The 17,703-nt window shown below is 40.0% G+C and carries 9 protein-coding genes; 1 reads left to right on the top strand and 8 read right to left on the bottom strand.

Going from position 1 to position 17,703, the window contains the following annotated elements:
• Positions 1-13 precede the first annotated feature (13 nt).
• The 6 genes from hpsA to clpB all read right to left on the bottom strand — a co-directional run bounded on the left by hpsA (position 14) and on the right by clpB (position 13,771).
• Positions 14-4,816 carry a hormogonium polysaccharide biosynthesis protein HpsA gene (hpsA, locus tag VB733_RS00325; RefSeq protein WP_323338129.1) on the bottom strand — a complete coding sequence of 1,601 codons (4,803 nt, stop codon included), beginning with the start codon at positions 4,814-4,816 and terminating at the stop codon, positions 14-16.
• Positions 4,817-5,908: 1,092 nt separating this feature from the next.
• Positions 5,909-6,145: a 50S ribosomal protein L28 gene (gene rpmB, locus VB733_RS00330; RefSeq protein ID WP_323338130.1), complete on the bottom strand. Its 237-nt coding sequence runs from the start codon at positions 6,143-6,145 to the stop codon at positions 5,909-5,911.
• Positions 6,146-6,409: 264 nt separating this feature from the next.
• Positions 6,410-8,365 (bottom strand): molecular chaperone HtpG, encoded by a 1,956-nt coding sequence (htpG, locus tag VB733_RS00335; RefSeq protein ID WP_323338131.1) that lies wholly within the window; start codon positions 8,363-8,365, stop codon positions 6,410-6,412.
• 179 nt (positions 8,366-8,544) lie between these two features.
• Positions 8,545-9,717, bottom strand: a complete 1,173-nt coding sequence (locus VB733_RS00340) for a glycosyltransferase family 4 protein (RefSeq protein ID WP_323338132.1) — start codon at positions 9,715-9,717, stop codon at positions 8,545-8,547.
• Between the two features lie 130 nt (positions 9,718-9,847).
• Entirely contained in the window at positions 9,848-10,861 is a 1,014-nt protein-coding gene (locus VB733_RS00345) for a glycosyltransferase family 4 protein (protein WP_323338133.1), read from the bottom strand.
• 240 nt (positions 10,862-11,101) lie between these two features.
• Entirely contained in the window at positions 11,102-13,771 is a 2,670-nt protein-coding gene (gene clpB / locus VB733_RS00350; RefSeq protein WP_323338134.1) for an ATP-dependent chaperone ClpB, read from the bottom strand.
• A 589-nt stretch (positions 13,772-14,360) separates the two neighbouring features.
• Between clpB and VB733_RS00355 the strand changes: the two genes are divergently transcribed.
• Positions 14,361-15,062, top strand: coding sequence for a Uma2 family endonuclease (locus VB733_RS00355; protein WP_323338135.1), 702 nt, complete (start codon positions 14,361-14,363; stop codon positions 15,060-15,062).
• A 46-nt stretch (positions 15,063-15,108) separates the two neighbouring features.
• Here VB733_RS00355 and VB733_RS00360 read toward each other — a convergent pair whose 3' ends face one another.
• Both VB733_RS00360 and gloA read right to left on the bottom strand, forming a co-directional pair.
• On the bottom strand, positions 15,109-16,887 hold the full coding sequence (locus tag VB733_RS00360; RefSeq protein ID WP_323338136.1) for an iron uptake porin: 1,779 nt from the start codon (positions 16,885-16,887) through the stop codon (positions 15,109-15,111).
• A 71-nt stretch (positions 16,888-16,958) separates the two neighbouring features.
• Positions 16,959-17,393, bottom strand: a complete 435-nt coding sequence (gene gloA / locus VB733_RS00365) for a lactoylglutathione lyase (protein WP_323338137.1) — start codon at positions 17,391-17,393, stop codon at positions 16,959-16,961.
• Positions 17,394-17,703 lie beyond the last annotated feature (310 nt).

The raw sequence follows: 17,703 nt of genomic DNA on the forward strand, positions 1-17,703 counted from the left end.
AAATAGCACCTGATTATTGTGGGTAAGTGTTAGTTGTTGGGCAGCTTGAAGGACGATAATTCTGTGGAACTGCATTTTTTGACCAAGTGCTACCAACTTGTTCTTTTGCACAGAGTAAGGTTTTTACCCACGGATCATCTTTACCTACTTCTCGGAAGAATTCAGCAGGTGGTGCTGGTGTAGGAGTTGTAAATCTTTGAGCAAACAAGTCAGGTAATTGAGATAATAACGCTACATCAAAACCCCATACCCTGGTGGGAGGTTTGTAATGAGCCAAAGTACCCTGAGGTGAACCTTGATCTGTTTTATATCTGTTGTAAGGGAAATCAAAAATACTGACATTCCTATCGGGATTAGTAGTGCTGTCAGCACTAGCTTCAACCCTTGCAGCTAAGAGAGAAGCAAATGAACCTGTTGAGTAACTACTTCGTTTGAACTGAATAAAGCTACCGCTAATATTGGCTGTTTGACCATCCCAATTTTCGAGAAATCTGACAAAGTTACCTAGACCAGCGGATTCTTCTTCTGGGCGACTGGGGTTATTACCTGAAACAAATGCAGAGTTAAAAGTTGTAGTCGCGGATGCTCTCTGTAACCAATTATTATTAATCCATCCAGTAACATCTAGATTTGAACTTGAACTGGGAACACCCTCAGGACTAAAAATTTGGGTAACAGGAGCTAAAACAGGTTGCCCTGTTGGAGTTGATGCTGGAACTTGTATGAACAGTGGCTTATCTGCATCGTACCTGGCATTCGACATCGTGCTGGGTGCAGTGTTGCTATTACTTGTTCTAAACCACAATGCAGTGGGTGTTGTAGTGATATCTGGACTAGTACTAGAAAAATTGCTATACAGAACCTTGTTGACTTGACCTGATCTAATTCCTAATGGAATTGGAAGTGTACCATCTAATTCTAAATTATTAGAATTTATCCTTGAAAAAGCTACTCGACGGGGGTAGCTAAGATATCTTGCTTGAGGAGTTCTAGCAGTAGTACCAGAGATTATATTATTGATGTTTTCACCTATAACTTCAGAAGCTCTTCTTCTTTCGTCACCAGTCAGAAAAACAGACCAATGGGTAGGATCATTCTGATCGCACTCAGAAGCAGACGGTCTATCGCAAACTTCCATCAAATACTCACCAAATTGTACGCGACGCTGCACTGGAGTTACGCCATTAGCAAAATATGATGTTTTAGAATTAGTTCTTGGAAGACCTCTAGTATTTGCAGGATCGACCCAATCTGCATTCGTCACAAAATTGTTTACTAATGTGGGAACTGCACCAGAAGGGGGAATAGATAAAGCATTATTTCTGGCATCAAAGTCACCTTCATTACGGAAACCATCTAAAAAGCCAGTTGTTAAAGTATTTCCACTCAACAGGGTAATACTATCGGAAATGATAGTTGATGGTCGCCACAAGTCACCACCAGTTGAAGGGCATCCAGTTCTTCCTGGACGACACCCAAAATTGGGGTCGGGTGTTGCACGACCATAAAAACCGTTAGCAATTTTTTGTGTAAACTCTTCAATCTGAGTTGTATCAGTAGGATTAACTTTATGAGGGTTAAAGTCTCCTTTGACATAAACAGGCAAGTTACTTACTAAAATTAAGCCCTTCTCAGCCTCGGTGTAAGATAAATTTGCCCCACTGCGTGCCAAATTACTATTAGCGATCGCGCTACCACCGTTGATTAGCCTAATACCATTTGGACGGCGAGTTGGATCGGCTTTAAAATCAGTTTGACTAAAAAGCTTGATTCTCTCTAATTGTTCGGTGTCCGTAAGGCGGTCTACGTCTGTTTCGATTGTTGCATAACTTAAATCTTGTAGTGCATCATCGCGAGTTGCATAAACAATTCCACTCTTAGGTAACAAATATTCTCCACCAGTTAAAGGAGTTGCAGCAAGATAACCAATATCAATTTCGGTAACGCGAATTTCTAAAGGCTGACGTTGTTCCAACTCCAAATTATAGGCTCTCGTGAAGTCTGTAGTATTTTGATAATCAGCTAAAGTTTGATTGGCTTTAACTTCTCTAGCATCTAAAAATGACCTCTCTCTTATCTTGCCATGAGCAATTGCGCTGGGGTTTGGACTCGCACCACCGAGAATTGAAAGCGAACACAAAGCTGTATCAACAGCAGAGTAATCCGCATAGGTAAAGTTGGTAAAACCACTATCTCTAGTGTATTTCTCCATTGCGTTCCGTAATGCTTCATTGGCAATACGTCCATTGGGAAATACTAGTCTTGCTTGACGTCTAAGAATATTTAAATTGGTTCCGCTAATAGTTCGACCAGGAAAGGAATATGTAACACCATTATTGGATCTACCACCTACACCAAAACCAATGTCAGGTAAACCTGTTTGATTTCTAGCTGTATTTGCATTAGTGGGATCATAGTAGCTGCTGACACAAGCAATCGGAGTCTGCGCTACACCTGCATTGTTTTTGTAGTGGTAGACAGCTGTTGCCCGCATTAACAAGTCACCCTTTCTAGTTTCATCAGGATTTGAGCTACTCATTGGCATCATATCTGACCAAACAATTATGTTGCTTTGTTCAGTTCCCGCATCTCTATATCTAGCTGGTTCAGGCATTCTGCCTGGAGTACTACCTACAAAACTTGTATCGAGTCCGGTAACACCAGGAATAGGAGTATTCACACCAGGAGCAAAGGTATCTCTAGGTGGGTTGAGAAAAGAGTTGGTAGTGCGTGAGTAACTTGGAGTTTCACTAGTACGTGTCACTCCATCATCATCTACATATATACCTGCCCCTGTAACTACGCGCAAACCTCCAACATTCGCAAGTGGATTCACAGAATTGTCTTCAGCTGCTTTTTGTTCCCAGAAGTCATTACGGTCTGTTACTCCTAAGTTCAACTGTGGTTGAATTTGAGTAGCACGAGTACGAGCTTTAGTTGTATTGGCGGGTAAAGTCCATTTAGTCGTTCCATCATCTACTTGTTGACGGGTTATATTGCCGGTTACATACTGACCATCTGAATTTTTCCAATAAGCTGGTAAACCATTTCCCAGCAACATGCGATCGCCTACAAGTTGTTCTTTACCAATTTCTTTCTGTTCTGTAGGTTCTGTTGCAGATAGCTTGCTAGACTGAAGGGTTATTCCTGTATTTGTAGCAGTTATTTCCCTCCATTCTGGGGGTACTTCGATAATCCCAGTTCCTGTAAATACGTTAGTTGTTGCGTATGGCTTTAGCGCTTGTGCATCTGTAGGTATAGCTGGTACTAAGTTCGTGCCAGTTGAAAAAGGTACCCGCATGGTACGGTTTCTGAAATATAGCTCAAGTTGATTACCTAAAATCTCATAAGCTTTATCTCGATCAATCCTATTCTTTGCAATTTCATCATCACTAGTCAGGGTATTGAAATTATTTTTAACTTCTTTTGGATATCTATTTACCGCATTAACTGCGGTTTTGAGGGCAGGAATTGTAGGTAAGCTATTACAACCAGTACATAATTCCAACGCCTCATTTTTCATTTTATTAATACGTTTTTCATAGGCTGCATCACTGTAACCTATCTGTTTACCACCATCTAGACTTGTAGATTTTTCAGCAGTAGTTCCACCAACTTGATTATCACTGGATGGTGTTATTTTATAGCCGAGAAACCGATCAACAGTAATTCTTTTCTTACCTGTAGTACTTGCACTATCTTGGGAAACATTTCCTGTCCCAAAATTTCCACCTACTGTAATCTTCCCATTTTCTTGTTCGTAAAAACAGGAATGTTGACTACTAACTTGACGGAAAACAATATAATTATCGTTACGCTGTCCACTAGCAAGTAAGTTCGCATTGGTGTGAACAGCACCATTTAAGTTCAACAAGCCACCAGAAGTAATTTCTAAATCATTTTCAAACCATACAGCTTTACTATTAACTGGAATTCGTTCTCGATCTTGTTGATACTCTAATGCCGAGAAGCCTCGATTTCCTTTATACTTTTGATACTTATTAGTATCCAGTCCGGTTGTATCTTCAATCGGTACATTAACTGTGTAAACAAAGAAACTTTTTGCTAAAGTTCCACCGGATTTATACCAATCTGAATCACCTACTAAACTTGCACTAGTACCGAGAGATGCTGCACAAGCACCACCGATTTGACTTTTATCCATCGGTGGTGTCCGAGCTTCCAAAGGATTTCTTGCACGGTTGAACTTATTATTGCTGCTATCTCTAGTTGGGCTACGAAAATAAATAGCATAAAGCGTGTATGTGTCGAATTTACCGTCATTATCCGTATCTACAGGAAACTTCCAAGCCGTATTAGTAGTTTCATCAAGCTGTAAAATAGTCGAATTAGATGTAATTCCTCCACCATTGATATCATACGCTAACTTAAGACGGGTTTCATCTCCAAAATTATATCTATTGTTATTTTTGATAATGTCATAAATTGCGACATCACTAGGTGTTGAACGAGGTAATGAAGGGTCATTTAATAATTGCTCTAATTTTGCCGAGGCACGATCAAGTGCGGGGACGGCAGCATTCATAACAACTTCATTTACTCGCACATTGCTGGCATTTTTAGACCGTTCAAAAGACCTAAATAATATCGCCACAGTCAGCAATACAACTACTAGCGAAACCATTGCGACGGTGGGTAATACGAAACCTGCATTTACCCATTGAGATTTGCTTTTATTTACAAGGAAAGTACGCAGCAACCACAAACGCTGCTCTCTGAGTGTAGCGGGAGAGTAAGAACAAAGTTTTTGGTAGAAATTTCTAATAACCTTGATTAACTCGTTATTTCGAGACATAGCCCCTTTCCTGTCGAGTATTTACAAATGAAGTTTTATCAAAAAATTTTTCTCTGGAATATCGTCCTATAAGAACAAGACAAGCAAGTTCAATCTTGTTGAGAAAACAAGACTTGCAAAGCTAATATCTAATTCCTATGAAGACAATCTCAAACAGATTTAAGACTGTTATATCACTTTTATTTTTTCTGGTCGTTTTTGTATGTTGTTTAGCAATAAATCTCCCGGATAGTGAAGATATTGCTTGAATTTATTAGCTCGAATTAATTATTTTATAGCCAGCAGAGAATAATAATGCCATAGCTTCACTTTAACTTGATGAAAGATAGTTTTCTTCTCAGGAAACTTGATGAAGAATTTACTAGGTATAGGAGAGTAAACCTATGTTACCCAGTTGATATCCCAAACATATCAACTCAAGTTATAAAAAAAGAATTTATACTAACTACTCTGATAAGAAAAACTGATTAATATTTAAGATGACGTGATTTCGCTGGAAGCCAAGCTCTTGACTTGTAGGATACTTAAGAATGAGAATTTAATCACCTACAACTTTCGATGTGATTGGGAATGGTGCGTTACGCTCTGCTAACAGCACCCTACTTTTGTACTTTATTTAATCCACATTCTTTATCAGGTTTGCCTAGATACCGACGATAAAACAGGGGTGGAGAGTTTTTAATCATAAGTGAGTTGCTGGGCATGATAAGCTGATGTGCGGCTAAATTCTATAAGTCAAAAGCACAAAATAATTGTAGTGCGGGCATCTTGCCCGCGTCTTATATACCAATACGCTTGAGTTAAGGCTGTCAGTCAATCGATTTGTTGAAAACCAAGATTTGGGAGAAGTTGGGGATTCTCCCCCAAACCCCCTATTGGGGAACGGTTGCGTCCCCCAAGCTCCCTCCAAAAAAGTCGATCTGTTTTGTTTGCGGTGATTGATTTATATTCTTAACTGAACTGTATTGTCTTATATACAAATTTGCGTCGCAGCTTATGACAACTTCGCTTAAATGCCATTGAAAAAACCTCCCCAAATTGGGGAGGCTGCAACATAGAGCAATTTGATTAAGTTGTTTAATACTACATTCCTTAGTATTTATTCAAATTAATGCCAGCTTCTTTTGCCATTGCAGCCAAACCTCTTTTTTCTAAGGTTTTCAGGGCTTTGGTAGATAGCTTAAGTCTAACGAAGCGGTTGCCTTCAGCCCACCAAACACGTTTATCTTGCAGGTTTGCATGTTGTAAGCGCTTGGTACGACGGTGGGAGTGAGAAATCGAAAAGCCATTATTTGCTGTTTTACCAGTTAATTCGCAGCGACGAGACATGTTTTTATTCTCCGATTTTTTTGGTGACAATCTCCTATTGTATAGGGATTTGGGAATGGGGCAATGGGTAATGAGGATTAGTAATTCTTAGCTAGCTTCTATGTTGCAGTAGAAAAGCTCTGGTTATCACTTGGTTATATCATGTCGGCTGATGCAGAGAGATTTGGGGATATAGAGAAACCCGGTTTCTGGTTTTTTCCTACCAATTGGGGATTTTGACTAGGGGAGAAACCGGGTTTCTGAAGATTTGGTATGGCTAGGTAACTATTTTGTTGCTTGTTCGGTGAGTTTAGTGAGTACGTCGTTGGAGCGTTCGACAAAGGATTTCATTCCTTCTGCATCGAAACCTTTTTGTGACATTAACGCCAAATCGTAGACGTGCTGGCAAATCATGTTGGCTAGCTGTCCGGTTGGGGAATCGCCACCATCTTGGATAATACTGCCTTGGCTGAGTGTTGCCAAGTTCTGAATTAAGGGATGTGCAGTGTTGACTACCAAAATATGATCTTCAGGAAATTCTACAGATTGTTGCTGCATCATCGCGTTCATTTCCCGCAAGCGACGCAATATTTCTGGTAATAATACCATTGCTGGAGGTGTACCTTGGGGGTTGTCGGATTTCAAGGCTTCGGTACGAATGTTTACCTTGGGTTTATTAATTGCTTTCTCAAATAGTTCCTTAATAATTTCACTACGAGTTTTGTTAGTATTGGGGTCAACTATTTCTGCGGGTTTTTCTTTGTCGAGAAGGGTATTGTCTAAATCGGAGTCTACCCGTGTAAATTTAACTTCGTTGTATTCACGTTCCAAGAAGTTAATAAAGTGGGTGTCAATAAAGGAGTCCATGTATAGGACTTCTAAGCCTTGACTTTTGTGTAATTCTACGTAAGTTGCCTGTGATGCTTCATCGGTACAGTAGAAGACGCGATTTTCGTGACGCTCTTTGTTACGTTCTAAATATTCTTTGAGGGTGGTATAGGGTAGTTTTGCACCTGGATTAATATCTTGCCAAGCGTCGTTATCTTCCGTTTGTACTTGTACTGTTGGGGTTGTGTCGCTAGGTTGGTAGGTAGTACGAAAAACGGTGATATCTTCGACTTGTTTTTGGAATTTTTCGTCGTTGAGTACGCCAAATTTGACGAAAGTACCTAAGTCTTTCCAAGCGCTAATATACTGTTCGCGGTTGTCACGGTACAGTTCTTTGAGCCTGTCGCCAACTTTTTTGGCAATATAGTCACCAATTTTTTTGACTGTTCTATCGCCTTGTAAAGCGCTACGGGAGACATTTAGGGGTATATCTGTACTGTCGATAACTCCACGCATGGGGAGGAGAAATTGGGGAATGATTTCCTCGACGTTATCGCTGACGAATACTTGGTTGCAGAAGAGTTTGATTTGTCCTTTGGTGACATCAACATCGGGGCGAAGTTTCGGAAAATACAAAATCCCGTTAATAATGAAGGGATAATCGGTATTGAGATGTACCCACAGCAAAGGTTCTTCTTGGAATGGGTACAGGTAGCGATAAAATTCTAAGTAATCTTCTTTGCTTAAATTATTTGCAGATTCACGCCAAGGTGCTTTTTGACGGTTAATGACTTCACCATCGAGTTTGATGGGAACTGGCATGAAGTCGCAGTAGGTTTTGACGAGGTTTTGGACTCGTGCAGATTCAAGGTATTCGAGTTCCTCCTCCATCAAGTGGAGGGTGATAGTTGTACCCCTGGTAGTACGAGGGGAGTCTTCCAGGGTAAAATTGGGGGAGCCGTCGCAAGTCCAGTGAATTGCTTGTGCCCCTTCTTTGTAGGATAGTGTGTCAATTTCTACTTGGGAGGCAACCATAAAGGAGGAGTAGAAACCTAAGCCAAAGTGACCGATAATTGGCTGATTTGAGTCACCTTTATATTTTTGGATAAATTCTTCGGCACTGGAGAAGGCGACTTGGTTAATATATTTTTTGACCTCATCGGCTGTCATCCCAATACCATTATCGGTAATCGAGAGTGTTTTTTTATCTTTGTCAATAGCAAGTTGAATTTCAGGTTCACCAATATCACCAGAGTATTCTCCAGCACGGGAAACCATACTTAATTTTTGGATTGCGTCTACAGCGTTGGATACGAGTTCCCGCAAGAAGATTTGATGATCGGAGTAGAGAGATTTCTTGATAATTGGGAATATATTCTCAGTATGAATACTGATGGTACCTTGTTCCAGCATAGTTTCTACTCGGAAATACAAATATTCTAATGATTTTGGGGTAGTTATGAGAAAATTACTACCCCACACAGGATTTTAAACGCAAGTTGAGTGCGATCGCTCTGCTTTTCTATGTCTGTTTGCACGCCAGTATATATTCGGATTTCCCTACTCGTAATTAATTGCCAACTTCAATTGGCTCACATTAAATCTGTAAATATTTGTTTGGCTGTGTTGGCTGCAACTCTCCAATTGAGATGGTTCTGATACTCATAAAATGAGTTTATCGCTAGTTCTTCATAGTTTGAATAGTCTTGCAGAATATGGGTGATATAGTCGCAGTAGTTTGTAGCTACGTCATCAATATTGAATAATTTACCGTTGAGGTTGTTTTTGATAATGGTGGGAATACCCCCGACGCAAGTCGAGATACAGGGTACTCCGAATGCATTTGCTTCAATCAAGACGTTGGGTGTAATATCTGCTTGGGTTGGCAAAATGAGAAAGTGTGAGTCTGCGAGTAGATGGTAATAATATTTTTTGCCTTCCGGGGTTGATTTATTAATGTAGCCAATGGGATTTACAAAGCCTGGTAGTTTATGGAGATTTTTGGGTAAATCACCAATAATTCTCATTTCTATATCTAAACCACTGTGATGTAGCTCCTCGGCTATTTCCAGTGTAAGATTACCTCCTTTTCTTTGCCAATCAATACCCACATAAGTTAGTTTGATTTTAGTGCGATCGCGCGATTTGATAATTGTATTAATATCATTAATGCTGCGTCCTGGATAGATTTCAAAGTTTGCACCTCTAGGAATAACTTTAATTTTTTCTTTAGGAAGATGATAAATTTTTATAGCTTCTTGTGCTGCCCAATCTGATGTAAAAATGATTGTTTGACATTGTTGTAATCCTCTTTTTTCCAAAGAATAAATATTATTTTTTGTTTCGTAGCAAAGATTACTCAAATAGGGATAATAGTCTACAAGTGAGGCTATGACTGTATCAATCCATAAGACTAAGGGTTGAGGAGAATCTAAATATGCTATGGGTGTAAAGCCTTCTGGAGAAACAATGATATCAGGATTAATTTTTGCTAATTTATCTTTGACCTGCTGTGAGTAATTTCGACAGATTAATGATTCTGCCCAACTGTAATAATCTTGCTGAAATACTTGCCGATAAAATTCCCATTTTAAACGTGATATTGCCGCATATTTTTTTTGTAAGTTGTCAATGCATTCTATATTAATATTTTGCGATTTGAGCGAATTAAAAATATATCGGCTAGACCCATAATTACCTTGGTTATACTTTAACCATTTGGATGAATCTATGAGGTCATATGTTGTGATGTATGCAATTTTCATTTTTATGTTTGCCGAATTAAAATCATCAAAGCTAGACTATTTTTTTATTCAAAGGCTTTTAGATAAACTTCAATAGACTTGTTATTTTTTATCGAACTAATTTTAGTATCAGATAAATATTTTACTAAAGTTAATTGTCTCTAATTTTAATCGGGAAATTGTGAATTTCTAAATCTTGCTGGAATATTTTCTGATAATACCTGAATGTCTCTTGACTTAGTCGTTCCCAATCTAGTTTTTCCATCATGCATTGGCTCGAACGTTTCTTGTTCATTACCCAATTTAATCCTTGAGAAAGCACTTCAGGAGTGAACTCTCCTGAATATATATTTACCCAATCCTCTCCTATCTGTTCTTTAACCTCCGGTATTGAACCTAGATTTGGTACTAAAATTGGACAATTAAACGATAGCGCAAGTAAAGAGCTACCGGAATTGAGAATCTCAGTAAATGGTAGAACTACTAAATTCGCAGATTGAAAATATATTTGGATTTCATCATCTGGAATATATTTTAAAAATAGCTTTACTTCTGGATCATTTTCTGTGGCTGCAATAATTTCTTGCTTGAGATAGTCACGCTCAATATTTCCAGCTATTACTAATACCCAATCTTTGGGTGCTAACTCACGAAATGTCTTAATTAGATGAGGTACATTTTTATAAATATCTATGTACCCAAAGAATAAAACGACATGTTTGTTTTCAGGAATTTGGAGCTTTTTTCTAGCTGTATCCTGATTGATATTATTCGGATAAATATCTCGATAATGTCCGTGGGGAATAATTATGTGGGGGAGATATTGCAATGTTGGTAAAGTTTCTGCAATAATTTTTTCAGCTTTTTGACTTAAGCTAATATAGCCATCAATTCGAGTTAATAATTGTTTTTGAAACCAATTTGCTAGACGTGGATGAACAATTGAATGAGGTGTACTGTCATGAATTGTCCAAATAACTTTTGTCCCTTTTGTTCGGGCAAAGTCTATTAATATTAACATGATTAGCGATCGCAGAGCCGCAATTATCCAATTGGGATGTCGAATAATTGTCTCTACAATCCAATGCAGGTGCAGAATATCATATCTACTATTGATTATTTTCTGGTAAGAAAACTCTTCCACAACCGCTTCATTAACTGGCATATTTTTGTACAATAGCCAGTTATATGGGTTTTTGTACTTTGTTTTAAATGCCGGATAAGCACTAATCCTCATCATTTGGGAATATCTAGTTTTTGCTAATTTCTGCTACATTTAGTATTCCCAGATTTGAATGTGAAGTTTAGATTTGAGATATTCTCTTTGGCTTTTTTCGGAAAATTTTTAAACTAGAGATACGCCATATCATAATATTGACAATCTGCACAATCCATGTATAATTATCTACACTTCAGATGCAGACTCAACTAATGTTACTGGTGTTGGCGCGATCGCTGGTTTTGATGTTATTTTCTTTTGGAAGGATAACCCCTGTTCGTTGCTGTCTATGACTATGGTATCCCCAGGGACAAAGGTGTTTTCCAGAATTTTTGTAGCGATCGCATTTTCTACTTCTCTCTGGATTGCTCGTTTAATTGGTCTGGCTCCGTATACTGGATCATATCCAACTTCTACAAGGTAATCGCAAGCTGAAGAAGATATATCTAAGCTGATTTTTTGATCTGCCAGGAGGCTTTCGACTCGTTTGAGTTGAATGCGGATAATTTGCCCCATTTCGCTGCGATTGAGGGGATGGAAAATGATTAAGTCGTCGATGCGGTTGAGAAATTCGGGACGGAAATGGTTTCTCAGGGCTTCGAGTACCCGGTTTCGCATTTTTTCGTACTGACTATCATCGCTGGAAACGTCGAGAATATGTTCGCTACCAATGTTACTTGTCATAACAATAACAGTGTTACGAAAGTCTACTGCACGTCCTTGAGAGTCAGTAATTCTCCCGTCATCTAAAACCTGGAGCAGTATATTAAATACATCTGGATGTGCTTTCTCTACTTCATCTAAAAGCACTACAGAATAAGGTTTACGGCGAACTGTCTCCGAAAGCTGTCCACCTTCTTCATAGCCTACATAACCAGGAGGCGCACCAACTAGGCGAGATACGGAATGTTTCTCCATATACTCGGACATGTCGAGTCGCACTAATGCATCTTCTGAGTCAAACATAAACTGGGCTAAAGCCCGCGCCAACTCAGTTTTTCCAACTCCCGTTGGTCCCATGAAGAGGAACGAACCAATCGGTCGGTTGGGGTCTTTCATCCCGGCACGGGCACGACGAATGGCAGCAGAAACGGCTTCGACAGCTTCTGATTGTCCGATGACACGTTTGTGGAGGTGACTTTCGAGTTGTAATAATTTCTGCCGCTCCGACTCTAGTAAGCGGTTGACAGGAATCCCCGTCCATTTGGCGACAATTTCGGCAATGTCAGCTTCAGTAACTTGTTCACGCAGTAGGGTGGAACCTGTGCTTTGCAAATCGATTAACTGGGTTTCTTTAGCTTCGCGATCGCGCTGTACTGCTTCTAATTTGCCATATTTCAACTGTGCGGCTTTATTTAAATCATAAGCACGTTCGGCTTGTTCGATTTGTACCCGTAATTTTTCTTCTTCTTGCTTCAGGGCGCTAATTGCTTCCAATAACTGCTTTTCACCCTGCCATTGCCCGTTTAATTCCTGTTGTTTGGCGGTTAATTTGCTAATTTCTTGCTCGATTCGTCCTAATCTTTCTTTGGTTTGCAATACGGCTTTATCTTCCCCTGCCAGAGAAAGTTTTTCCATCTCCAATTGCATCAAACGACGTTCAGTGGTTTCCAATTCCGCCGGTTTGGAGGTGATTTCCATTTTCAATTGGGCGGCAGCTTCATCGACTAAATCGATCGCTTTGTCGGGTAAGAAGCGATCGGAAATATAGCGGGCGGAAAGTGTCGCGGCGGCAACGAGGGCGGAGTCGGAAATTTTAACGTTGTGGTGGACTTCGTAACGTTCCTTCAATCCCCGTAAAATGGAAATTGTGTTTTCGACGCTGGGTTGATCGACAAATACCTGTTGAAAGCGTCTTTCTAAGGCAGCATCTTTCTCAATATATTTACGATACTCATCCAGGGTGGAAGCACCAATACAGCGTAGTTCTCCCCGTGCCAACATCGGTTTCAGTAGATTTCCGGCATCCATCGAACCTTGTTGTCCAGAACCAGCACCCACAACTGTGTGTAGTTCGTCGATGAATAAAACTATTTGCCCATTCGATTCCGTAACTTCGCGGAGAACGGCTTTGAGGCGGTCTTCAAATTCACCACGGTATTTTGCCCCAGCAATGAGGCTACCGATATCGAGGGAAATTAATTGCCGATTTTTCAACGATTCCGGCACATCACCATTAACTATTCGTTGTGCCAAAGCTTCCGCGATCGCAGTTTTACCAACACCAGGTTCACCAATTAATACGGGGTTGTTTTTACTACGTCGCGACAACACTTGAATGACTCGACGAATTTCATCATCACGCCCAATTACGGGGTCAAGTTTACCAGCCTTGGCGGATTCCGTTAAATCTGTACCAAATTTTTGGAGGGCTTCATACTTAGATTCGGGATTTTGGTCAGTAACTTTTTGACTACCACGCACAGCTTTAATAGTTGTCTCCAGCTTGGCTGTGTCTACATCCATCCCTTTGAGAATACGTTTACCAATCCGCTCATCCTCAGCAAAACCCAGGAGAATATGCTCAATGGAAATGAAGGAATCCGACCTGCGATCGCGAGCTTCCTCGGCGCGATCCAGTAAAATATCTAAACCCCGACCCAGATATAATTGATCGCTTCTACCGACTTTGGGTTGACGACGAGCATATTCTTCAAGTTGTTGTTGAACACGGTTGGCATCTGCACCAGCACGATTGAGAATGCGGGCAGCAAGTCCATTGTCTTGATTTAAAGCAGCGAGTATTAAATGTTCAACTTCTAGCTGTTGTTGCTGATAAGCGCGAACAACCTCCTGGGATTTTGCGATCGCTTCCCAAGCTTTATCGGTAAATTTATCTGGGTCTGTAGGTTGCATCTTGAGGATTTAAGTTAAAAGTTAGGATTTATTAGAGTTAGATTCGAGATTTTAATTTTTTATTTCTCTATAGTATTTATACTCGCACCTTTTACTATTCCCGGTACGCTTGATTGAACCAGGAACAAACATCTAGATGCAAGTCACGCTCTGTTGATGGTAGAACCATTGTAACTAGTAGTCTGTCAATTTTGTTTTGAGGGATTTTTGGTAGTGTGAGCGTCTCGCTCACGCGGGCAAGATGCCCGCACTACAGTCCCTCATTTCAACCCTGACAGACTACTAGTGCAACTTGGTAAAAGTCAAAAGTAAGAATCCAAAAGAAAAAAATACCACTTTACAGGCTTTTGGGCTAGCTTATCTGGTAGCTTTCTTTCCTTTGTTGTTTCCTAGCACAGCATTTTCTGGCTATTTGCCATGTTGAATGATGCCATCGTTGATTATCAGATGATACTGTAGCAGCACACAAGCATGTTTCATCCAATGGGAAGGAATTAGGGTCTGAATCTACAAAAACGAAATAAATGCCCTATTAGTACAGTTATCATCCTCAAACGCCAGTATTATGATAGGAATAGGAGGTGCTGCGATGGTACAACAAGTTATACCGGAAACTGATGCTGAAATTATCTACCCAGAAAGTGACGGAAAACCAATGGCAGATAACACCAAGCAATTTCGCTGGATAGTTACTATTAAAGAAAATCTGGAAATATTATTTGCGTCACGGGATGATGTATTTATCGCTGGAGATTTATTTTGGTATCCGGTTAAAGGAAATGCAAATATAAAACAAGCTCCCGATACAATGGTAGTTTTTGGTAGGCAAAAGTGCGATCGAGGTTCATATAAACAGTGGGAAGAAGGAGATATTCCCCCACAGGTAGTATTTGAAATATTATCTCCTAGTAATCGCACCAAGGAAATGACGAATAAACTCCTGTTTTATCAACGTTATGGAGTTGAAGAGTATTATATTTATGACCCAGATAAAAATGAATTAATTGGGTTAGTTGGCTCTGGAAATGAATTAGAAGTAATTGATGAAATTGATGGTTGGATAAGTCCACGTTTGGGAATACGCTTTCAACTCACACCTGATAACCTGGAAATTTTTTCTCCTTCAGGACAAAAGTTCCTCACTCCTGTAGAAATGAACCAACTACGAGAACTAGAAACTCAACGTGCCGATCGCGAATATCAAAAGCGCGAACAATTAGCAGCAAAATTACGTGAACTTTCTCCCGAACAGCTTGCTGGTTTGGATATTAATCCCGAATTATTGCAGTAAATGTTTGATTTTAATATCCATTGCCCATTGCTGATTACCCAATTCTCTAAAAAGAAAATACCGTTCTCAAAGTAGTTTGCCAAATTGTACCGTTGTCTTTGTCATTATCCGGGTTGGCGACTACTGAAAAAATTGGTGTGACGCTGATGTTGTCGCTGAGTTGAAAATTGTAAAAAGCTTCAAAATTGGTTTGGGTGGCATTTCCCACATCACCCGTAACGAAAGGTTGGGCGATCGCAATTCCTGCTAATGTACCAGGTACAACAACATTACGTAAACCCATGCCAACCGACCAACTGACGGGATGGGCGCTCAAATCCCGGTTGAGGGTACTGTTCAATCCGGCATAATTACCAATACCAAATCTCCCAAATACCCCAGCATTACGATTGAGAGCATATTCTGCATTAATTCCCAAGGCATTAATATCAGTATTATTAACTAGTGCATTGGTATATTGTAAACGTAACTTGAGCTTCTGATTGAGAGCATATTCAACTTCGACACTGGCTTGATGGTTATTGCCGGAAATACCTTCCTGAGGCTGATCTGCATTCGCAGCAATGTAAAGCGATCGCACTCCTAATTTACTACCTTGAGGCTGCCATGCAACTGCTGCACCAGCACCGCCGATGCGATCGATTTGATTTTGGACAATCAGGGGATTATTGAGGAAAGCGCCGGAGCTAAAATCTAGAGATTCATTGTTGGCATAGGCATTTTTATCAATGAAATCGCGGGGCGACATTTTTGCACCAACTGTCACTGCTAAATCATTTGTCGGGCGAAATTGGTAATATAAACGCCGTAATTTTAAATTTGAGCCAACATCGGTATAATCAAGTCCACCAGCATTAGCAAAAACACCATTTGTACCCAATAAATTCACATTTTCTCGTTGTTCTTGACTAACCGTATCGCCACCATTGTTACCAGATTCTAACTGCGTAACTAGTAAATCCTTCTTGTCGAAACTAGTCAAAAGATTGAGACGCGATCGCGATACAACTGTATTACTGGCACTGCTACCTCCAGTTAAACCCACAATATGCTGTCCTTTGAGTTTCGTTGTGATCGAAAATTGATTTGCTGCGATTGCCGCAGCTTTATATTCAGTCAAATCAATTCTGTCACGTAGTTCTTTTAATACTGATGCATATTCTGTTTGTAAGCGCCGAACGGTAATTGCATCTTGACGCACATATTCATCGCCGCTCATATTTGCGAGCAAATCTTCAACTTTATTCAGTGTTGAGGCTAAAGCAGCAGCAAACTCATACCGTGTCATTGGTTGATTGCCACGGAATTTACGGTCTGGATATGCAGAAATAATCCCGTAACGCTCTACCAAAGACTTTAAAGCTCGATATGCCCAATCACTTGGTTGCACATCAGCAAGTTCCGCCACACTAGGCTGGAGAATTAATCCATTAGAAATAATATCGGAATTACCATCCAAATTATTTGTCGTGTCAATTGTCAGCAAATATCTATCCTCTCCAACCCCCGAAACCAGGGAAGAATCTTGATTTTTCTCCCCCTCGTCGGGGGACAGTTGCGACATCTTGCGAAACCAGGAAGAGGCTTCCCCAGAAAATTCTACCAACGTAGAATGTGTATTGATATCTTCTTCCGGTGGAGATATTTGAGGAATAATTTCACTAGGTATAGTTGGAGTTGACCCTGGAAATGTTGCATCAGGTATTTTCGCAGTCGGGATGTGGGAATTTTGTGGGGATGTTTGGGCAACTGAAGGTAAACACAATTGACTCCACATCCCACTACTAACTAGACTTCCTGCGAATAGTATTCGCGATACTCCCATCGGGAGTGAGTGTTGTAACTGCAAACACTGCTTAAGACTCAACTCCATCACACCTGTATTTACAAGTAAAATTACGTATTCACTAATTTTTGATTAGTGTCATTTTTGGTGGATGAACCCTGGGTATTTAACTGAATTAGTTCAACTTTATAGCGATCAGGGTCTTCAACAAAAGCAATCACCGTCGAACCATGTTTCATTGGTCCCGGTTCTCGTGTGACTTTACCACCCTGCTGTTTAATTTGTTCACAGGTAGCGTAAATATCATCAACCCCGATCGCAATATGACCGTAAGCATCGCCTAATTCGTATTTTTCTTTACCCCAGTTATAGGTAAGTTCTAACACTGTATTGTCAGACTCGTCACCATAACCAACAAACGCGAGGGTAAATTCTCCACCTGGATAATCTTTTCGTCGTAACAATTTCATCCCCAGGATTTCGCAGTAAAACTTCAAAGACTCTTCAAGATTTCCCACCCGCAGCATTGTGTGTAGTAAACGCATAGTTCACTCCGATAAACTTCTTTACAAATTGTAGATGGAGAGAAAGGAAGTGAGGGATTTTTGATGCTGCGATTTTCCTGTCTTCAAGTTAGTCCTTTACCGGAAAAACCCACAAATAAGTAGGGCTTGGTGATTAAAGCTATAATCTTTACCAAATAAGGTTTTCAATCATTTTTGAGGAGAACAAGTGCAAGGTTATGGTATTTAGAAGCTCAAAATTAGCTGTTGATACAATTTCCATCTTTGTGTAACACATTTTCAGTTTTTACATTTTCAACTCTCTCAAAACTGGAGCCACTTTCATCGGTTG

Source organism: Calothrix sp. UHCC 0171 (assembly GCF_034931845.1).
Classification (GTDB): Bacteria; Cyanobacteriota; Cyanobacteriia; order Cyanobacteriales; family Nostocaceae; genus Brunnivagina.